This window comes from Amycolatopsis sp. 2-15, from assembly GCF_030285625.1.
Classification (GTDB): domain Bacteria; phylum Actinomycetota; class Actinomycetes; order Mycobacteriales; family Pseudonocardiaceae; genus Amycolatopsis; species Amycolatopsis carbonis.
Map to the genome: position 1 here is coordinate 3,469,349 of NZ_CP127294.1, position 19,030 is coordinate 3,488,378.

Here is a 19,030-nt window from a genome sequence, read left to right on the forward strand (position 1 = left end):
GCGTCACCTGAATGGGTGAAGGTTTGAGGGTTCAGCTTCTCGAATGGAGGAACCCGATGGTCGACGAGCCTTGCCGGCACGATGGATTGCACCGAAGGGCGTTTTTCGGGCTCGCCGCGGGGGTGGTGGCGGCACCGGCGCTGGCCACGCTGCTCGGCGCCGCGCCGGCGGACGCCACGCCGGGCCGGCCGGGCCGCAAGTTCACGTTCGCCGCCGTCTCGGACACGCACGTGAACACCACGAGCCCGCAGTCGACCACGTGGCTCACGCAGGCGTACGCCTCGATCGCGCGCCGCGACCCGGACCTCGTGCTGCACTGCGGCGACATCACCGACACCGGCCTGCCCGACGAGTACGAGCAGTACGGCAAGGTGCTGCCCGCCGCGTTGCGCGGGAAGATCCACTACTCGCCGGGCAATCACGAGACGCGGTGGGACCCGTCGGCCAAGGAGGAGTTCCACAGCCACTTCGGCCCGACGCCGTACTCGTTCGACGCCGGCGGTGTCCACTTCGTCGGTTTCGACCCGACGCAGGTGCTGCAGGAGCCCGGCCACTACGGACCTGCCGGTCTCGACTGGCTCGAGCGCGACCTGCGCCGCGTGCACCGGGACACGCCGGTGGTGCTGTTCCAGCACTTCCCGTTCGGCAACCAGTTCTACTACGTCGACGACCAGCCGGCGGTGCTCGACGTGCTCGCCGGGCACAACCTGCGCGGGGTCATCGCCGGCCACGTGCACCGCGAGGACGTCACCAAGTTCAACGGGCTCACCCAAGTGACCCTGAACGCCGTGCGCAACGGCCCGATTTACTACTGGGCCGAGAAAACGACGGCCGCCGACGGCACCGACGTGCTCGACGTGCGGCGAGTCACCGTGGCCGCCGACGGCACCGACACCGAGGCGCCGTTCGCGACCGTGCCGCTGACCGGCAGCGGACAGGGCCGCGAGCAGCGGCCGCGTTATGTCCACGTGGGCAAGGTTTCCGGCGGCTCGCTGCCGGTCGAGGTGCGCGCGTCGGCCACGCAGCAGGTCGGCGTGCAGCCGTACCCGCAGGCCGTGTTCGGCGGCACGAGCCCGGCCGCGTGGCAGCCGCTCGCGGGTTCGGGGGACCGCTGGACCGGCAGCGTCGACGTCTCGGCGTTGGCGCCGGGGCGGCAGCGGCTTCAGGTGCGCGTGAACGCGGCCGACGGCAGCTGGTGGGAGCAGGTCGCGCTGTTCACGGTGCCGGCGGTGGCCGGCGACCCCGTCGACCGGTGGCAGGAGCAGCTTTCGGGTTCGGTGCAGGGCGGCGTGACCCTCGCGGACGCGCGCAGCGGCCTGGTGCTCGCCGCTTCGTCGGCCGGTGAGGTGACCGCGTTGCGGCGCGGCGGCCACCGTGAGTGGCGTACGCAGCTCGGCCCGGTGTACCGGCGTCCGGCGGTCAGCGGGACGCTGGCTTTTGTCCCCTCGGCCGACCATCACCTGTACGCGCTGGATGTCCGCAATGGACGGCGGGTGTGGGCGTTCGACGCGAAGGCGCCGGTCGTGAGCGCGCCGCTGGTTTCCACTGTGGACGGACACGAGCAGGTGGTGTTCTCGGCGGGGCAGGCGCTGTTTGCGGTCGGCACCGACGGCCGGCGTCGCTGGTCGGTGCCGGCGCGCGGGTTCTCATCCGGTCAGGCCGCGAGTGACGGCGAGCGCGTGTACACCTCGGCGGCCGACGGGTACGCGCGGGCGCACGACGCCCGAACGGGCAAGGAATTGTGGGCGTACCAGATGGTGTCCGGTGTCGAGAACCACGTCGCGCTGTACAGCGGGTGGGACACCGTCGTGGCGCTCGGTGGCGACGTGGTCATCGTCGCCACCGTGTCGAGTGCGATCGCGCTCGACCGGGCTACGGGTGCGCTGCGCTGGACCGTCGCCGGCAGCGCGATGTACGCGCCCGCGCTCATCGCCGGCTCCAGCGTGCTGCTGACCACCGAGTGGGGTGTGCTGACCCTGGTCGACCTCGCCACCGGGAAACCGTTGTGGACGACGAATCTGGCGCTGCGCGTGTTCAACGCGGGCGTGGCGATCAGCGACGGCACGGCGTGGGTGCTGACCGTCGACGGCAAGGTGATCGGCGTGCGGCTCTCCGACGGTGCCCGGCTGGGCTGGCTGCAGCAGAGCCTCGTCTACACGTTCGGCCGCCCGGTGATCGACGGGCGCACGCTCGTGGTCGGCGACCAGAACGGTGTCGTCCACGGGATTTCCCTCCCCTGAGTTCCACGGGCGCCCGATCGGTGCCGGTGCCCGGAAGAAGGACAGAGATGGGCCTCACTCGAAGACAGTTCATGGTGGCGGGCGGCGCGATCGCGGCGTCCGGCCTCGTGGCCACGCCGGCCGTCGCTGCGACCCAGGGACTCCCGTTCGGCGGATTTCCGTTCGGCGGCAGCCGCGAACCGCAGGGCCAGTGGCTCGTCGGTGACACGCACGTGCACGACGACCACTCGTCCGACGGCAGCCTGCCGCGCCAGACGTCGAAGCAGGCACTGCCGGGCAACCTGCCCGTCGGCGACCAGATCGGCCAGGCCGAGAAGACCGGGCTGGACTTCCTGCCGCTGACCGACCACCGCACGTACGACCAGCACTGGGATCCGCAGTGGACGTCCGATCGGTTGCTGCTGATCCCCGGCGAAGAGGCCAACGGCTCGCCGCACGCGATCGTGCTCGGCGCGGTGGACAACGTCGTCGACGGCGCGAACCCGCCCGGCTCGGCGGCGTTCCGGCACGTGCAGCAGTCCATTTGGGACGCTCGGTCGCAGGACGCGGTGTGGCACATCGCGCATCCCGACGACGGTGAGTACACCCGCGCGGCCGGACCGAACGACAACGCCAGCGTGCAGGGCATCCACAACATCGAGGTGCTCAACGTCTCGACGAATCCCGACGCGCAGATGGACTTCGCCGAGACGCGCTGGAACCGCGGCTATGTCACGGGCGTCACGGCCGCGAGCGACTGCCACTTCCGAGAGCTGTGGGACATCGCGGGTCCCGGCCAGCCGGCCACGCGCGTGTTCGCCGGCGACCGCAGCGTCCGCGCGATCCTCGACGCGCTGAAGGCCGGCCGGACGACCGTGTCCTCCGGTGTGTCGGGACCGTTCGTGACGATCGAGGCCGACCTCGACGGCGACGGCCGGTTCGAGGCCATCGGCGGCGACGAGACCGTGGTCGGTTCGCGGAAGCTGCCGCGGCGCGCTTCGCTGCGCGTGCGGGTCCGCCAGGGCGCCGGCACGCGCCTGCTCGTGTACGGCACGCCGGGCCGCTCCGCCGAGGCCCTGCTGGACACCACCGTGCGGGGGAACGACGACACACGCACTCTGCCGTTGAGCCTGTCGGGCGACCACGTGTGGTTCCGAGCCGAGGTGCGCTCGCCCGGCAGCGCGTCCGGCGCCGACGCCGACCCGGCGCTGCCCGACCAGTTGCGCGCGGCGACTTCGCCGGTGTTCGTCTCCGTCGGTCGCGTGGTCACGCCCACGCCGGAGATCCCGTTGCCCGCCATGCAATCCGGGCGCGACAACGCGGCGGCGGTGCTCGGCGGCACCGGTGAGTTCACGGGGTTCGCCGACATCGCGGTCACCGGCAACGACGTGCACGTGGTCGCGCAGCGGCACTCCGACGGCCGCAGCCGGATCGTCTACAAGCGCGTGGACCGGCGCGGCTTCGGTCTCTTCGAGGTCGAGCTCTCCAGCGGTTCGGGTACGGCCACCGCGCCGCGCGTCGCCGCTTCCGGGCGTGACGTGTGGGTGGTCTGGCAGGACGAGCGCGGCCACGAACAGCCGCACCGCCCCGCGATCTACCTGCGCCACAGCAGCACCGGCGGCTTGCTCTTCGGCCCCGCCGTGCGGCTGGACGCGGGCACCGGCCGCGCCGTGCACCCGGCGATCGCGCTGCTTTCCAGCGGACAGCCCGTCGTCACCTGGGCCGACAACACCGCCGGCGCGTTCGACGTCTACACCCAGGTGGTCGGCATCGACCGGAAGCCGGTCAACCTGTCGGCCGCGGGCAAGACGGTCAGCGCCGGCAACCGTGCCGTCGACGCCCGTTCGCCGCGCTACCCGGCCTCGGTGTTCCCGACCGTCACGGTGGGCCACGGCGATCGCATTCTCGTTGCGTGGCAAGACGATCGGTACGACCCGGATCCACTGTGGACGGGCCACACCCCGCCCGCCGGCCAGCCCGCGTCGGGCGGTACGGACCCGGACAACTGGCAGATCCTCGCCGCCACCCGCGCGGGCACTCGGGGCGGCTGGGGCGCGCCGGCCCAGGTCAGCGCCGCCACCGACCGAGCCGACCGCCACCCGAGCGCGGCGGTCGACCACTCGGGCGACTTCATCGTCGCCTGGGACAGTGGCGCCCTCCAGAGCTCGGGTGCGAACCTGTCTCTGCGCTCGGCCCGCTCCGCCGACGGGCGCACCTGGTCGGCGGCCACGCCGTTCGCCCTCGAACCGGCTGCGATGAGCCAGCGGCCCCGCCTGAGCCACGACCCGGACGGCACCGTCCGCGCCGTCTGGTACGACTCCCGCGCCACGGACTGGCGCTGGAAGGTGTTCACGTCGCGTCTCACGCCGGCCGGCTGGTCGGCTCCGGTCCAGCTCACGAAGCCGGGCAACGCCACGTACCCCGCGGCGTCCGGCGGCGTCGTGGCTTTCGTCACGGACCGTAACGTAAATCGGGGTCAGCGCGACACTACGCAACAGATTCACATCGTGGACACGGGCGGCCGCTGAAGTGGTTGCCGGCCCGGCCGCCGTCCACCGGGCCTGCCGTGTTGTCCTCGCCGAGCGAGGGGAGGGGTTCACTTGTGGTTGTCATGAGACGTAGTCACCCAGTGTGAGGTGATCGCGCTTCCGGGCGGCCTGGATTGCCGCCGGGAACGGCTCAGTACCGCACGCGAGTCCGCCAGTGACGCCCGCGCCGCCGGGTTCGCGAGTGCCGCGCGGTCCACGGGCCGTCGGCGGTGTCCAGGCGCCGGGCGGCGAACGCGTCCGCGCCGAGACCCATCAGCACCGGGTACGTGATCTGTCCCCGGAGTGCCTCGGTGTCGCGCACCCGGCCTTCTTCCCGGAACCCGAGCCTGGCGTGCAGGGCGAGCGACGCGAAGTTGCGGCCGTGCACACTGACCTCGCACTTGCGGTAGCCGGCCGGCCCGAACATCGCGGCGAGCAGCGTCGTCACGGCGTCTTCGGCGTATCCGCACCGCCGGTGCTGCGCGCCGATCCCGACGCCGTAGCTGAAGCGGCTCGCCGCGGGGTCCGTCCGGACCCAGATCGACCCGACGAGCGTGCGGCCGTGCCGTGTCTCGATCGCCAGGTGGCGGTCTCCGCCGGACCCGGCCACCTCCGCCCGGTGCGTCGCCCAGTGGCGGTAACCACCGTCACCGTCGCGGTCGAACCCGGCCAGGGCCCGCTGGTCGTCGGGGCGGATCTCCCGCAACCGCACCTGCCGGCCCACCCAGTTCTCACGCACGGCGGCACGGCTGCCGGACAGCACCGGGCGAGTGAGGTTCGCGGTCATCGGTACGGCACGGTACCGGGTTGCCGATCGGCGTTTCGAAGGGCCGGCCGCCCGGCGCCCGGCAGGGGAGGTCGGCGTCGCACACGCCGATCCCGGGCCGCCAGCCCAGGCGGCGCGAGATGCCGAACGCGCCGGCGAGCACCGGCGCGACGACCGTGGCCAGGTCGAGCGAGCCCGTGCGGACGACGACCGAGAGCGCCGCGACGACCCGGCCGTGGCCGTCGGTGATGCGGGCACCCACCGAGTCCGCGTCCTCGGTCATCTCGCCGCGCACGGTGGCGGTGCCGGACCGCCGGCACGCGGACAGCTCGGCCCGCAGGTCCGCCCGGTCGGTCACGGTCCGCGCGGTGAACCGCGCCGGCCCGGCCGCGAGGTAGGCCTCGATCAGGGTCCGGCCGGCGTGCGCGAGCAGCACCTTGCCCGCGGCCGAGCTGTGCAGCGGCAGCCGCCCGCCGACGTGGAAGGCCAGGTCGACGGCGTCGCGCGCGGACAAGCGTTCGATCACCACGGCCTCGTGCCCGTCGAGGACGGCGAGCTGCACGTGCTGGTGCAGCGCCGCGTGCAAGTCCTCCAGGAACGGCAGCGCGACCGTGCGCAGCGGCACCGACAGCGGCGCGAGCGTGCCCAGCTGCCACAGGCGCAGGCCGATGGTGAACCGGCCGTCCGGGGTGCGGTCGAGGGCGCCGGCGCTGAGGAGCTCGTGGCCGAGCCGCCGGACCGTCGCGTGCGGGAGCCCCGTGCGGCGGGTCAGATCAGCGAGGGTCAGGGCGCTGTTCTCCGGCGTGAACGTGAACAGCACCTGCAACAGCCGAGAACTGACGCTGCGGCCGGGTTCGTTCGTGCGGGGCATGGTGCTCGTAGCCTACGTCGATGTCCGTTGGATGAACATCGACGTTCCTCGACGGCCTTGCGCGCGGGCATGCTCACCGGCACCCGGAACGAAGGAGGGAACGCCGGTGCCCGAACTGCGGATCGCCGTCGTCGGAGGCGGAATCGGGGGACTGGCCGCCGCCGCGTTCCTGAGGCGGGCGGGGCTCGCGTGCACGGTCTACGAGCAGGCCGCCGAGCTCGGCGAGGTCGGGGCGGGGCTCGTCGCCGGCCCGAACCTGGTGCGCCTGCTGCGCCGCCTCGGTGTCCTGGACGAACTGCTCGCGCGAGCGGTGGCCGTCGACGTCGGGTGGGAGTTTCGCCGCTGGGCGGACGGGACTGTGCTGTCCGCGGAGAACCTCGCCGAATCGTGCGAACGGCTCTACGGCGAGCGCACGTATACCGTGCACCGCGCTGACCTGCTGAGCGTCGTCCAGGCCGCGGTGCCGCCGGACGCGCTCCGGCTCGGCGCGAAGTGCGTGGGCGTCGAGATCGCCGACGACCGTGCGGACCTGTCGTTCGCCGACGGCACCACCACGACCGCCGACGTCGTGATCGGAGCCGACGGCGTGCACTCGATGATCCGCACCGCCCTGGTCGGCCCGTCGCCCGCGACGTTCTCGGGCCTGTGCGCCTTCCGGGCCCTCGTGCCGGCCGCCGACGCGCCCGCGTTCGCGCTGCGCAAGGCCCACACGCTCTGGCTCGGTCCCGACCACCACCTCGTCCACTACCCGATCTCGGCGGGCAAGCTCATCAACATCGTCGCGTTCGCTCCGGCCGGCGAGGACGTCGTCGAGTCCTGGAGCGCCACCGCGAGCCACGCGGAGTTCGCCGCCGAGTTCGAAGGCTGGGACCCGCGCCTGCGCGAGCTGATCGCCGCCGCGGGCACCCCGGGCCGCTGGGCACTGGTGGACCGGGCCCCGCTCGCGCGGTGGAGCCATGGCCCCGCGACCTTGCTCGGCGACGCCGCGCACCCGATGTTCCCGTTCTTCGCCCAGGGCGCCGCACAAGCGGTCGAAGACGCGGCCGCCCTCGCGCTGTGCCTGGCCGACGACACCACCGAGCCGGCCCGCGCGCTGCGCCGCTACGAGTACGCCCGCCGCGCCCGCACCGCCCGGCTCCAGACCGTCTCGCACGAGCGCGCCCACCTCAACCACCTGCCCGACGGCCCGGCCCAACAAGCCCGCGACGCGTCGTTGTCCGATCAGGATCCGCTGGCCGCCAACGCTTGGATCTACGGGTACGACGCGGAACTCGTGCCGTGACTCTCCTTTGTGGACTTGTCGCACTCGGGCACCCGTGTTAACTTCGTGGTGAGCCCCGTATGGGCCTATGCATGGAGGTAGTGGCTAACCAGCCAGCACAGAGATCGGAAACTCCGTCTCTCGCAGCTTCTCAATCCCGCTGTAGGGATTGCTGCGCCATGTCCAGGCCTGCGGGGTATTTTTCGTGTCTGATCCTGTGCCGCGACCTCCTTCCGGAATCACCGAAAGGAAATACGTGAGCGACGAACAACCAGACAATGGGCACGCGTAAGACTGGTCCGGCTTCGACGTGAATGCCTTCCAGCGCCAGGTCATCGCCGAGTTCAGGGCGAACAACGGCAAGCTGACCGGCATGTTCGAAGGCTGGGCGCTGGCCGTGCTGACGACGATCGGCGCCAAAACGGGTCAGCCGCGCGAGGCCATCCTCGGGTACCTGGAGATCGACGGCAACGGCGTTGTCGTCGCGTCGGCCAACGGTGCGGACCACCACCCCGCCTGGTACCACAACATTCGCAAGAACCCGATCGTGACGGTCGAGACCGGCGAGGACACCTACCGCGCGATCGCCGCCATCCCCCAGGGCGACGCGCACGACAAGCTGTTCGAGCAAGTGGTCGCCGAGGCACCCGATACGGCGGCTACCAGGCCAAGACGACCCGGCAGATCCCGGTGATCGTGCTGCACCGCATCGAAGCCGCGCCCGGTGAAGAACGGGTCAAGGGCATGGGCGACTGGATCGTCGAGGTGCACGAGTGGCTGCGCGGGGAGCTGCGGACGCTGCGCGGGCAGGTGGACAACGTCGTCGAGGGCGCCGCGACGACCACCACCCGGCCACAGCCGGACCTCGCCCAGCAGCTGCGCACCCATTGCCTGAGCTTCTGCACCGCGCTGCGCCGGCACCACGTGGGCGAGGACGTCGCGGTGTTCCCGCCGATCGCCGAGCAGTTCCCGGCACTCGCTCCCGCGGTCGCGCAGCTCGCCGAGCGGCACAAGGTCGTGGCGCAGCTGCAGGACTCGATCCAGGCGCTCGTCGAGGGCTTCGTGCCCGGCGAGTCCGATCCCGTCGAGCTGCGGGCGGAGCTCGAGCGGCTCGCGGGGGAGCTGGAGTCCCACTTCGACTTCGAGGAACAAGCCGTGGTGACCGCCCACAACGCGACCGCCCCGGCACCTCAGTACGGCTGAGCCGGATCCCGGAGTGGCTGTACGGCACAGCCCCTCCGTTGTCGAGCCCTGCGCCGGTTTCCTCGTGCGGCGATCAGGGCACCAGCACGAGCTTGCCGGGCGCGTGCCCGCTTTCGCTGAGCTGGTGGGCTTTTGCGGCTTCGGTCAGGGGAGTACCTCGCCGATTCGTACCCGGAGCGCCGTCGGCGAGCGCGCGCACCGGGGCGTCGATCGTGTCCAGCATCATCCCGCACTGACTGATGTCGCGGGGGCGCGGTTTCGTCGGCAGCTCACGGGGTTTGGCTCGCTGCACCGGCTGACGGGATCCGGTAGATCTCCCGGGCGGTGCCGGCGAACAGCACGGCCCGTTCGTCCGCTCCGGCGCCGTCGGTGAGGCGGGTGCAGGCGTTCCAGAACACGCCGTAGCCGTAGGACGCCTTGTCCACCGGGAAGTTGCTCTCGAACAGGCACCGTCGCGCCCCGAACAGTTCGATCACGGTGTGCACCCAGGGCCGCAGCACGGTCGCCAGCCGTACCGAGTCCGGAGGGTTCGGTGCGGCGAAGAAGCGGTGGCCGATGCTGGTCATGCCCAGGCCGCCCAGCTTGACGACCACGTTGTCGCACCGGGCCAGTTCGGCCAGGTTCCGTTGTCACACCGGGAAAGCGTCCGCGTGCCGCCCCACGCCCAGCGGTCCGCCGCAGTGGTCCAGCACGATCCGGGTGTCCGGGAAGGCGCGGGCCAGGTCGGTGACCTCGCCCAGCTGCGGGTGATAACACCAGGCGTCGAACGTCAGGCCGCGCGGCCCGAGCAGCCGAACCCGCGGCGGAACGCCGCCGACGCGTACAAGCCGGCCGGTGGCTCCCGCCGCGGGTGCGTGACGGCTGGATCCGGGTCCCAGGCGATGCTCTGCCGAATCCCGCGGAACCGCCCGCCGCCCGCGTCCCGGTGCGCGTCCAGCGCGGCGGCCGCGGTGGGCTCGCGCAGATCGGTGGCACCGACGATGGCGGCGGCGAACTCGATCCCGGTCGCCGCCGCGGCGAGGTCGCGGACGAACTCGGTCTCGCCGACCGGCCGGTCCGGTGTCGCGGTGGTGCTCGCCGCACTCCTTGCGCCCCTGGGCCAGAGAGTTGTTGTAGTGGAAGCTGCTCGATGCTTCGACGGCGGACTTCGTCCGGGTCATGTCCTTCATGGCGACCTTCAGCCGTTCGAGCTCGGCCTTGTAGGCCTCGGCGTCGGAGAGCACGTGCCGATACTGATAGACCCCCACCTCCTGCATCAGCCGGGCGTCGTCGGTCTCGACCACCTCGGCCCGCAGAGTCGCGAGCTGCGTCTGCAGCTGGGCGGACTCGGCGTTCATGGCCGACGTTTGCTGCTGGTGACGGACCTGGTCGGCGTGGAGCCGCTGCGTCAGAGCGGCGACCTCCTGCTGGACGGCGACCGAACCGAGCGCGCCCAGCCGCTGGAGCTCGCCGCGCAGGTACAGGTTCTCGCGTTGTGCCGCTTCAAGTTCTTCCTGCCGCTTGCGCCCACCGAACACCGACGCCTCCCCGGAGATCACCACGTGTCAGGCGGAGTCGTCCTTGGTCGCCGGCTTGTTACGGCTGGTCGAGCTGCAGCACAACCAGCACGCCGACCGCTGAGACACCACAGAACCCGCCGACCCGGCATGATCTGTCTACTTTGCGGGCTCGGTGCCACACTTCGCGAGTTCCGATCGGTAACCCCTTCGAGTCGCAAAATCGCAGCTCAAACGACTCGAACGGGCTACCGATGCTTCGGGCGAGTGGGGCCGGAGAGACTCGAACTCTCACTGGCACGGACCTAAACCGTGTGCCTCTGCCAATTGGGCTACGGCCCCGGGGAAAGCCTGGGGAATCGTAGCGCGCGCCACGTTCGGGGTGGCTCGGCGTGGTCAGTGGCGGTGGAGGGGGTGTCGTCCTCTAACGTGGGCGCCTACAGTCCGACGCGGCGAGGAGGGCACGTGGCTCGCGACCCCGAGACCATCGAGCGTGAGATCGAGCAGGCCAGGACGGCGCTGGCGGCGACGCTCGACCAGCTGGGCACCAAGGCCAACCCCCAGAAGCTCGCGGACCAGGCCAAGAACGGCATCCGCGCGAAGCTGGACGACCCCAAGGTCAAGTACCCGCTCATCGGCGTCGGGGCGTTGATCCTGGCGCTGCTGGTCCGCAAGCTGTTCCGCTGACGCGTCTGAGCGGGCCCGGGAAGCCGGGTCCGCTCAGACGTATCAGGGTGCGGAAGGTCGACAAAGCGCCAAACCGGCGTGAAGGAACGTCAGGCGCGCGGGGAGACCGTCGGCTTCGAGGTGGGGACGTCGGGCGTCTCCTCGGCCTTGCGGTCTTCGACTTCCTTCGGCAGCTGCTTGCTCGGCGGGAGCTGAGGCTTGGCCGCGGCAGGAGCGACGGCGGCAGCCGGCTTCGAAGATCCCGACGGCGGCACCTCCAGCGGCTCGATGTCCGGCAGGGTGAGCCGCGCGGCCATGTACGAGCTCGTGAACTCCAGGGCGCTCCCGTTGAGCAGGTGCACGACCGTGGGTCGCCCGTCCGGGGCGAGCTCGTCGACGAGCTGGTCCGCGCGGTCACGCGCGGCGATGATGCCGGGCGCCTTCGCGGTCCGTTCCTCGCCACGGCCGCTGACGGTGATCGTCCAGTCGTCGTTTTCGTGCGCGTACGTCGCTGTGATCGTCTCCACTACTACCTCACCCCTCTCGCCATCAGCATGCGTCACTGGCCGAGACTCGGCCACCGCACACTCATGACGCGATTTCTGCGCCCCCGCGCAACCCGCGACTGTCCATCAGTCTTTCTACAGGGTTCTCGATACCGTAAAGAAACTCTGTGTCACAAGACACGGGAGGGGATTCGCACTGAGTGACGACCGAATGGCCTAATGCGCGTGCATTTTCACGCGCACCTCAGTGGGCGCGTCGTGACAGTCCGGACCAGAGCATGTCCATGGCGTAGTCGGTCGCGATCTCGGGCGTCACGTCCGGGAAGCGCTCGCACCAGATCGCCAGCCGCTCGCACGCGCCGACCACGAACTCGGCCGACGCTTCGGCGCGGAGCTCGTCGTCGAAGTACTCGCCCATCACCGCCACGATCAGGTCCGTCTGCTGCCGCCGCGTCTGCTCGATCTCGTCGGCCGCCGGCGTGCCGATCAGCGCCATCTCGTGCCGCAGCAGCGACCAGGCCTCCCGGCGCTCGCGGATGAAGACGAAAAACGCCAGCAGCCCGCGGCGCAGCGCGTCCTCGGCGGAAACCGCGCCCACCGTCGCCTGCTCGGTCACCTCGCGCAGCGCCGCCCGCGACTGCCGGATGCACGCCAGCAGCAGGCCTTCCTTGGAGTGGAAGTACTCGTACAGCATCGGCTTCGACACACCCACGAGCTCGGCGATCTCGTCCATCGACGCCGCCCCGTAGCCGCGCTCGGTGAACACCCGTTCGGCGACCTCGATCATCTGCCGTTCGCGTTCGGCCCGGGGCACGCGCTTGCGTTTCGCGGTGGTCACGAGAACACTCTACCGCCAGTAACCTACTCAAAGTAGGATGGACTTCGGGTAACACTAAACGGGAGGGCGCATGGGCAACCGCACCGAGATCGGGGTGATCGTGGTCGGGACCGGGTTCTCCGGCCTGGGCATGGCCATCCAGCTGCGCAAGGACGGCCGCGAAGACTTCGTGATCCTCGAGAAGGCCGACGACGTCGGCGGGACCTGGCGCGACAACAGCTACCCCGGCTGTGCCTGCGACATCCCGTCGCACATGTACTCGTTCTCCTTCGAGCAGAACCCCGGCTGGTCGCGCGCCTACTCGCCGCAGCCCGAGATCTGGAGCTACCTGCGCGGCGTCACGGAGAAGTACGGCCTGCGCCGCTTCCTGCGCTTCGGCCAGGAGATGACCGGCGCTCGCTGGGACGCCGAGGAGAACCGCTGGCACGTCACCGCCAAGTCAGGCGACGAATTCGTGGCCAAGGCCCTGGTCGCGGGTGTCGGCGCGCTGCACCGGCCGCAGATCCCGCACCTGCCCGGCATCGAGAACTTCGCCGGCTCGGCATTCCACTCCGCGCAGTGGGACCACGGCGTCGACCTCGCCGGCAAGCGCGTCGCCGTGATCGGCACGGGTGCGAGCGCGGTGCAGTTCGTGCCGCAGATCGTCGGGCAGGTCGCGAACCTGACGCTCTTCCAGCGCACCCCGCCGTGGGTGATGCCGAAGGCCGACCACGACATGCCCGGCTGGGCCCGCGGCCTGTTCAAGGCGGTGCCGCTCGCGCAGCGCGCCTACCGCGACGTCCTGTACTGGATGCTCGAAGCCCGCGCCATCGGCTTCAACGGCCAGCCGTGGGTGATGCAGCTCGGCCAGCGGATCGCCAAGCGCAACATCGACCAGGCCGTGGCCGACCCGGCTCTGCGTGCCAAGCTGACGCCCGACTACACCATGGGCTGCAAGCGCGTGCTGATCTCCAACGACTACTACCCGGCCCTGGCCAGGGACAACGTCGACGTGGTCACCGAAGGTGTCGCCGAGGTCCGCGAGCACAGCGTGGTCGACGCCGCCGGCGTGGAGCACGAGGTCGACGTGATCATCTACGGCACCGGCTTCCACGTCACGGACGCGTTCGACACGCTCGAGATCGTCGGCCGCGACGGGCGCAACCTGGCCAAGGAATGGGCGACCGAGGGGATGCGGACGCACCTCGGCATCACCGTCAACGGCTTCCCGAACCTGTTCTTCCTGCTCGGCCCGAACACCGGACTCGGCCACAACTCCGTGGTGTTCATGATCGAGTCTCAGATCTCCTACATCGCGCAGGCGCTGCGGCTGGCGGGCGACCGCGCGATCGACCCGCGCCCGCAGGTGCAGGAGGCGTTCAACACCGACGTGCAGCGCAAGCTCTCGAAGGGCATCTGGACGCAGGGCGGCTGCAAGAGCTGGTACCTCGACGCGAAGGGCGTGAACCGCACCATCTGGCCCGGCTTCACGTGGCGGTACTGGCTCGACACGCGCACGGTCCGGCGGGAGGACTACGAACTGCTCGGCTGAAGCAAGCAGGGGTACGAAGGGGACTTTCGCGGCAGGGGAGGAGGCGCGAAAGTCCCCTTCGCAGCTTGTGGGGAGGGCAGGAAGGCGCGCCGAACAAGCCCACGGACGGCGGTGGGCGCGCTCGGGTCAGGGATGAGGGCGGGGGCTTTCGCGACCCTCGACAACGCGAAAGCCCCCGGCCGGGACCGGCGAAACGGCCCGGGTCGGCTCCGCCCGTGGCTCAGACGGGCGCGAGTTTGCGCAGGTGGCTGATCAGGTCGACCACCGGCAGGTCGCACAGCTCGGCCATCCGCTCGAGCGCGGGCAGGTCGAGTGACACTTCGGCCGGGCCCGAGCTCAACGTGGTCGCGCCGGCTCCCGGGGCACCGCGGCGCAGCCGGTCCTCGGCCCAGCGGCGCAGCGGCAGCAGTTCGGGCGAGGCCTCGGCCACCACTCGCTGCAGGTCCACCCGCACGCGTCCGGGCTCTTCCACGAACACGCGCCGGTGCACCTTGGCCAGCAGGTCCTGGGGCAGCTCGTCCATCGCGACGCACAGCTCGACCAGGCGCACCACGGAACATTGCCGCGTGCCCAGCTCGTACGTCGCCAGCGTCTGCAGGGAGATCTCACTCTGCAGACGCGTGTTCAGCTCCTTGCGCGTCCAGCCTCGCCTGCGCCGGAGCTTGCGGAGCTCGTCACCGAGTATCCGCTGGTAGTGCTCAGCGTCGATCACCACTTCCTCGTCCCCTGCCCTGCTCACGCTCTCACACGCGGCGTCCGCTCTCGTGACTGCGAACGCGTGCGCGTCTCACGTGTATGAAAGTGGGCAGTGCGCTTTTCCTTACGCGGTTTCGGCCAAGTCTTTGGTGACGATTTCGCAGACTGCTCCGAACGGACGAACCGCGGTGCGCTGAACAGGTCAGTTGACGCAGGGAACGCCGTTGGCCGTGATCGGCTTCTGGTCGTCGCCGGCGGCCGGCGGGGGTGCCGCGGGTGAAGACGCGGGCGCGTTGGCCGAGCCGGCCGGCGCACCGGAGCCGGCGTTGTCGGCGCTCGGCTGGTAGTCCGAACCGAGGAACACCATCACGTGACCGGCGTCGACGCTCTTGTCCTCCTGCACCGTCGCCTGGGTGCCGAGGGCGTCGGCCACGGCGTTGCCGGAGTCCTCGCCGCCGGCGGGCACCCAGATCACGGTGGTCTTGCGCGAGGTCGCGTTGGCCGTGTCGCCCGCGGTGAAGCCCTTGCCGCTGAGCTGCTTCGACACGCTCGCGGCCAGGCCCGTGCGGCCCGAGGCGTTGCGGACGTCGACGGTGATGCCCTTGTTCGCGTCGTTCGCCGGCGGCGCGGCGGCCTGCTGGCCGGGCTGCGGACTGGCGAGGCCCTGCACGAACTTCTCCACGGCCTGCGGGTCGACCTTGATGGCATCGCCGTCGCTGGGCGTCTTGTACGCGACGTTCTCCACCGGGATCGTGCGGAACTCGAGCTGCCCGCCGGTGAGGCCCTTCATCTGCTGGGCGAAGCTGAAGATGTCCCAGTTCTGGTTGAGGACCACCGACTTCTTGATGGCGTCGATGAGCGCGTTGAGCTTGCCCGGGTCGGTGAGTGTGCCGGCGGAGAGCACCTTGCGCGCCATGCCGGCCATGAACACCTGCTGGCGCACCACTCGGTCGAGGTCGCCGCGTGGCAGGCCGTGACGCTGCCGGACGAACTCCAGCGCCTGCACCCCGGAGATCGTGTGCACGCCCTTGGTGAACTTCGCGCCGGAGTAGGAGTCGTCGACGTTGTTGTTGAGACAGACGTCGACGCCCCCGATGGCCTGCGTGATGTCGCTGAAGCCGAGCAGGTTGATGGCCGCGTAGTTGTCGATCGTCGAGCCGGTGAGCGCCTCGACAGTGGTGATCAGCTCCTTCGCGCCGGCCTGGTTGGCCTTGACGTCGAGCTCCTTCGGGTCCGTCACGCCCTGCTGCTGCAGGTCCTTGCGGGCCTGGAGCATCGCGCGGGCGTATGCGGAGTTGATCTTGTGCTCGCCGTAGCCGGGGATGTTCACGTAGGAGTCGCGTGGCAGCGAGATCGCGACGGCCTTGCTGCCGTCGTTCGGGATGTGCACGAAGATCAGCGAGTCGGTGTTGAGCTCGCCGTCGGCCTCGCCCGCGCGCAGCTGGGCGAGCAGTTGCGGGGAGAGCGGGTTGCCCTGCGCGTCGGTGCGGCTGTCGAGGCCGACCAGGAGGATGTCGCGCGCGCCGTCCGCGGGCTGGTCGCCGCCCGACTGCGGGTTGATCACGTCGGCGTAGTTCAGGCCGTTGACCAGGCCCTGCAGCGACGCCCACGCGTAGCCGGTGAAGGCCATGACCAGCAGCGATACCACGGCGAGGGTGATCTTGGCGCCCCGGTGCGAGCCGCGCCGGCTCGAGCGCCGCGGCGGCGGGCCGGACCGGCGCTGCGGCGGCCGCGAGGGGCGATGCTCGGCGTCGCGGGGGCCACGCGGTTCCGCCCGGTCACGCGCGGGTGGCGGCACCCGGCGTCCGCTCGCGCTCCCCGGCGGGTCCTGCCAGGGGCGGGCGGGGCGTCGGCCACCTTGCCCGTTCCGAGGCGGGTGATCCACGCGGTCCGCTCCTTCTGCTCGTCCGTCTGCTCAGCACTGTCCGGTACCCCGGACCTTGAAGACGCATGGTGCCGGGGCGGGGTTGCGGCGGGTTCGCACCTCCCCCGGCTGGTGTGGCCTGCACCACCCATGGTCCGCCACATCGGGCGCGTTCGCCCGACCGGCGGTGTGCGTGTCGCGGTTCGAGTTTCTCGTCAAGAAGTCGCGCTCGCAGCGCGGCGGCCGGGAATCAGGCACGAAACGGCCGCGACCAGCGCGAACACCGCCGTCGCCGCGTGCAGGACCACGGTCGGCGTGCCGGCCGAGGTGACCATCAGCGCCGGCCCGCACGCGAGCGCGCACACGAACCACGTGCCCGCCGACGCGGTGGCACCCGTGCGGACGGTGTGCAGCAGGAGCACGCCGAGCAGCAGGTGCACGAGGCTCTGCACGGGGTCGAGGTGCAGGCCGAGGAAGTCGGCGTCGGCGGCGACGTCACCGAAGCGCGCCAGCGCGAGCCCGAACACGCCCAGCGTCGCGTAGCCGATACCGAGCGCGGCGGCGGCTCTCGTCAGCAGCACCGGCCGCCAGCCGGTGGCCGTGCGCGGTCTCGGCGGGGGCGGCGCGGGTTCGCCGTGGCCGCGCGGGTGGCGTTCGAACCACCAGAACACGAGCCCCGCCGGCACCAGCAGGAGCGCGATCGCCATCGCGGTGCGCGGTTTCACGAGCCAGCTCAGTCCGTCGGCGATCGGGCCGGGCAGGTAGACGACGGCGACCAGCAGCAGCATCCCCGCCAGGAACGCCAGGTACAGGCTCATCGGCGCCCGCAGCACGAACCCGGCCGCGCGGCTGACCCGCGGCCGCGCCGCGACGCGCACCAGCCCTCCGCCGAGCAGGCCCGCCAGGCCGAGCTGGGTCACGCCGAGCAGCAGGACCTCCCACGGCGGCGCCGACAACGCGGCCGGCGCTCCCGGGCTGCCCAGCAGGATCGGCGACGCGCCGAGCGCGAAGGCGGCCGTGGCCAGCGCGCCCACCCCGGCCACGGCGGCGCCCGCCAGCACCGGCCGGGACAGGCGCACGCCGTCGGCGTGGGCGAACGCGACCTGCTGTGCCAGCAGCGCGAGCGCCAGCGTCGCGCCGTAGCCGGGCAGCGGCGAGCCGGACCACGCCGCGGCGGCCTCGCCCGCGACGACGAGGAGCACCAGCCCGGCCACCGACCACAAGCGCGTGCGCCGGTAGAGCGTGAGCAGCACGGGCGCGCAGACGATCGTCAGCAGGTACACGCCCAGCAGCCACAGCGGGTGCAGCGCGATCCGCATGACCGTCGCGTTCGTGCCGGCGGGGATGCCGAGCAGCTCCAGTGCCAGCGGCACGAGCAGGGCGACCACGGCGAAGATCAACGCCGGCCGCAGCAGCGGGCTCGCGCGTTCGGCGAGGTAGTGGCGGTAGCCGTGGTCGCGTTCGACCGGCCAGCCGGTGACGTTCGCGTAGCCGCCCGCGAAGAACAGCAGCGGCGTGAGCTGCGCGAGCCACGTCAGCGGCCACCACGCGGACTCGGGCGCGCCCGCCCAGTCGGCCAGCGCCGTCGCCGATTCGCCGAGCACGAGCAGCACGGCCGAGGCGATGCCGAGCACGGCCCAGCGCGTGGGGGGGCCGGTGGCAGCGCGGGCGGGCCGCGGCGTGGTGCGCCGGGCCGTGTGCCAGCCGCGCAGCCGGAACACGAGCAGACAGCCGATCACCAGGACGCCGGCGACCATCGGCCCGATCGGGTCGGTGACCGGCGGTCCCCAGCGCTGGTGCCACGAGTTCACGACGAGCCCGGCCGAGTAGAGCGTGGCGACGACCTGGCAGGTGCCTGCCGAGCCCATCGGGTTCACCACGCACGCGTGGTGCATGTCCTGCGACAGCCGCGCGTCGAGCGAGGCCCGCACGCTCTGGTCGAGCGGGTGGCCTTTCTTGTCCGCGTAGCGCAGCAGGTCGTAGCCCAGGTCGTGGGCCTTGCACGGCACCGCGTAGTCCCACTTGGTGTTGTCGTCGCCCCACGGCGTGGAGCACCCGCCGTCGACGTGGACGGCGCGAACGGTCCCGTCGCGCGCCTGCAGCGCGCCGGGAGTCACGCCGCTGACGGCGGTGAAGTCCTTGGGCAGGAGCGCGAGCGCGGTGGGCTGCGGGCCGGGGTGGGTCAGCGCGGCGATGGCGTTCTGCGCGGCCAGCACGTCGCCCTCCGGCGGTCCCTGGTCCGGGGGCGACGCCGGGCGCGAAGCGATGAGCCCGAAGCCGAAGACGACGAAGAGCACCAGCAGCAGCCAGCCCGAGGTCGACCAGGGACGGCGGACGCGAGCGGCGGCCGGAGGCCGGTCGTCGGGGGCGGGCATGCGCTCAAGGGTGCCAGCCCCGCCCGGGTGGCGGCATGGGGCTGCCCCCCGGAAGGGGTGGGGGATCTCCCCGGGTTCGGGCCTGGCACGGCATTTCGGGGGGTGGTGAATTGCATCACAGTCCCTTTTTCGCGACTTCCGGTCACGGAGAGCGAGCTGCGGCTGAATTCACCGTCCGGTTTAGGGGGCCGATTCGTCCAATGCGATTAA

The 19,030-nt window shown here is 71.3% G+C and carries 15 protein-coding genes, 1 tRNA gene and 1 pseudogene; 7 read left to right on the forward strand and 10 right to left on the reverse strand.

What is annotated here, in order from left to right; translation table 11 throughout:
* Window positions 1–56: 56 nt before the first annotated feature.
* Window positions 57–2,240 (forward strand): outer membrane protein assembly factor BamB family protein, encoded by a 2,184-nt coding sequence (locus QRX50_RS17085; RefSeq protein ID WP_285972925.1) that lies wholly within the window; start codon window positions 57–59, stop codon window positions 2,238–2,240.
* Window positions 2,241–2,287: 47 nt separating this feature from the next.
* The gene (locus QRX50_RS17090) at window positions 2,288–4,747 is read left to right on the forward strand and encodes a CehA/McbA family metallohydrolase (RefSeq protein ID WP_285972926.1); all 2,460 of its coding nucleotides are present in this window, start codon (window positions 2,288–2,290) and stop codon (window positions 4,745–4,747) included.
* Between the two features lie 151 nt (window positions 4,748–4,898).
* Here QRX50_RS17090 and QRX50_RS17095 read toward each other — a convergent pair whose 3' ends face one another.
* Window positions 4,899–5,459 carry a GNAT family N-acetyltransferase gene (locus QRX50_RS17095; protein ID WP_285974486.1) on the reverse strand — a complete coding sequence of 187 codons (561 nt, stop codon included), beginning with the start codon at window positions 5,457–5,459 and terminating at the stop codon, window positions 4,899–4,901.
* A 19-nt stretch (window positions 5,460–5,478) separates the two neighbouring features.
* Window positions 5,479–6,384 carry an IclR family transcriptional regulator gene (locus tag QRX50_RS17100; protein WP_285972927.1) on the reverse strand — a complete coding sequence of 302 codons (906 nt, stop codon included), beginning with the start codon at window positions 6,382–6,384 and terminating at the stop codon, window positions 5,479–5,481.
* Window positions 6,385–6,490: 106 nt separating this feature from the next.
* Here QRX50_RS17100 and QRX50_RS17105 point away from each other — a divergent pair, with 106 nt between their 5' ends.
* The 3 genes from QRX50_RS17105 (at window position 6,491) to QRX50_RS17115 (ending at window position 8,848) form a co-directional block, all read left to right on the forward strand.
* Entirely contained in the window at window positions 6,491–7,666 is a 1,176-nt protein-coding gene (locus QRX50_RS17105; protein ID WP_285972928.1) for an FAD-dependent monooxygenase, read from the forward strand.
* Window positions 7,667–7,955: 289 nt separating this feature from the next.
* Entirely contained in the window at window positions 7,956–8,339 is a 384-nt protein-coding gene (locus QRX50_RS17110; RefSeq protein ID WP_285972929.1) for a nitroreductase/quinone reductase family protein, read from the forward strand.
* Window positions 8,336–8,848 carry a hemerythrin domain-containing protein gene (locus QRX50_RS17115; RefSeq protein ID WP_285972930.1) on the forward strand — a complete coding sequence of 171 codons (513 nt, stop codon included), beginning with the start codon at window positions 8,336–8,338 and terminating at the stop codon, window positions 8,846–8,848. The genes QRX50_RS17110 and QRX50_RS17115 overlap by 4 nt, the downstream gene beginning before the upstream one ends.
* A 73-nt stretch (window positions 8,849–8,921) precedes the next feature.
* Here QRX50_RS17115 and QRX50_RS17120 read toward each other — a convergent pair whose 3' ends face one another.
* From QRX50_RS17120 to QRX50_RS17135, 3 genes and pseudogenes are all read right to left on the reverse strand, one after another.
* Window positions 8,922–9,140: a zinc-binding dehydrogenase gene (locus QRX50_RS17120; protein ID WP_285974792.1), complete on the reverse strand. Its 219-nt coding sequence runs from the start codon at window positions 9,138–9,140 to the stop codon at window positions 8,922–8,924.
* Window positions 9,118–10,185: pseudogene (locus QRX50_RS49525) on the reverse strand (amidohydrolase family protein). The gene QRX50_RS17120 and the pseudogene QRX50_RS49525 overlap by 23 nt, the downstream one beginning before the upstream one ends.
* A 427-nt stretch (window positions 10,186–10,612) precedes the next feature.
* Window positions 10,613–10,686, reverse strand: a tRNA-Leu gene (locus QRX50_RS17135).
* Between the two features lie 123 nt (window positions 10,687–10,809).
* Here QRX50_RS17135 and QRX50_RS17140 point away from each other — a divergent pair.
* Window positions 10,810–11,031, forward strand: coding sequence for a DUF3618 domain-containing protein (locus QRX50_RS17140; RefSeq protein WP_285972933.1), 222 nt, complete (start codon window positions 10,810–10,812; stop codon window positions 11,029–11,031).
* 89 nt (window positions 11,032–11,120) lie between these two features.
* Here QRX50_RS17140 and QRX50_RS17145 read toward each other — a convergent pair whose 3' ends face one another.
* Window positions 11,121–11,537: a hypothetical protein gene (locus tag QRX50_RS17145; RefSeq protein WP_285972934.1), complete on the reverse strand. Its 417-nt coding sequence runs from the start codon at window positions 11,535–11,537 to the stop codon at window positions 11,121–11,123.
* Window positions 11,538–11,760: 223 nt separating this feature from the next.
* Window positions 11,761–12,354 (reverse strand): TetR/AcrR family transcriptional regulator, encoded by a 594-nt coding sequence (locus QRX50_RS17150; RefSeq protein WP_285972935.1) that lies wholly within the window; start codon window positions 12,352–12,354, stop codon window positions 11,761–11,763.
* Window positions 12,355–12,424: 70 nt separating this feature from the next.
* Here QRX50_RS17150 and QRX50_RS17155 point away from each other — a divergent pair, with 70 nt between their 5' ends.
* Window positions 12,425–13,885 (forward strand): flavin-containing monooxygenase, encoded by a 1,461-nt coding sequence (locus QRX50_RS17155; protein WP_285972936.1) that lies wholly within the window; start codon window positions 12,425–12,427, stop codon window positions 13,883–13,885.
* A 220-nt stretch (window positions 13,886–14,105) separates the two neighbouring features.
* Here the strand turns inward: QRX50_RS17155 and QRX50_RS17160 are convergent, their stop codons facing one another.
* From QRX50_RS17160 to QRX50_RS17170, 3 genes are all read right to left on the reverse strand, one after another.
* On the reverse strand, window positions 14,106–14,600 hold the full coding sequence (locus QRX50_RS17160) for a helix-turn-helix domain-containing protein (protein WP_285974487.1): 495 nt from the start codon (window positions 14,598–14,600) through the stop codon (window positions 14,106–14,108).
* A 183-nt stretch (window positions 14,601–14,783) separates the two neighbouring features.
* Entirely contained in the window at window positions 14,784–16,466 is a 1,683-nt protein-coding gene (locus QRX50_RS17165; RefSeq protein ID WP_434533280.1) for an LCP family protein, read from the reverse strand.
* Between the two features lie 194 nt (window positions 16,467–16,660).
* Complete coding sequence (locus QRX50_RS17170; RefSeq protein WP_285972937.1) at window positions 16,661–18,820, reverse strand: phospholipase A2; 2,160 nt, start codon at window positions 18,818–18,820, stop codon at window positions 16,661–16,663.
* Window positions 18,821–19,030: the final 210 nt, after the last annotated feature.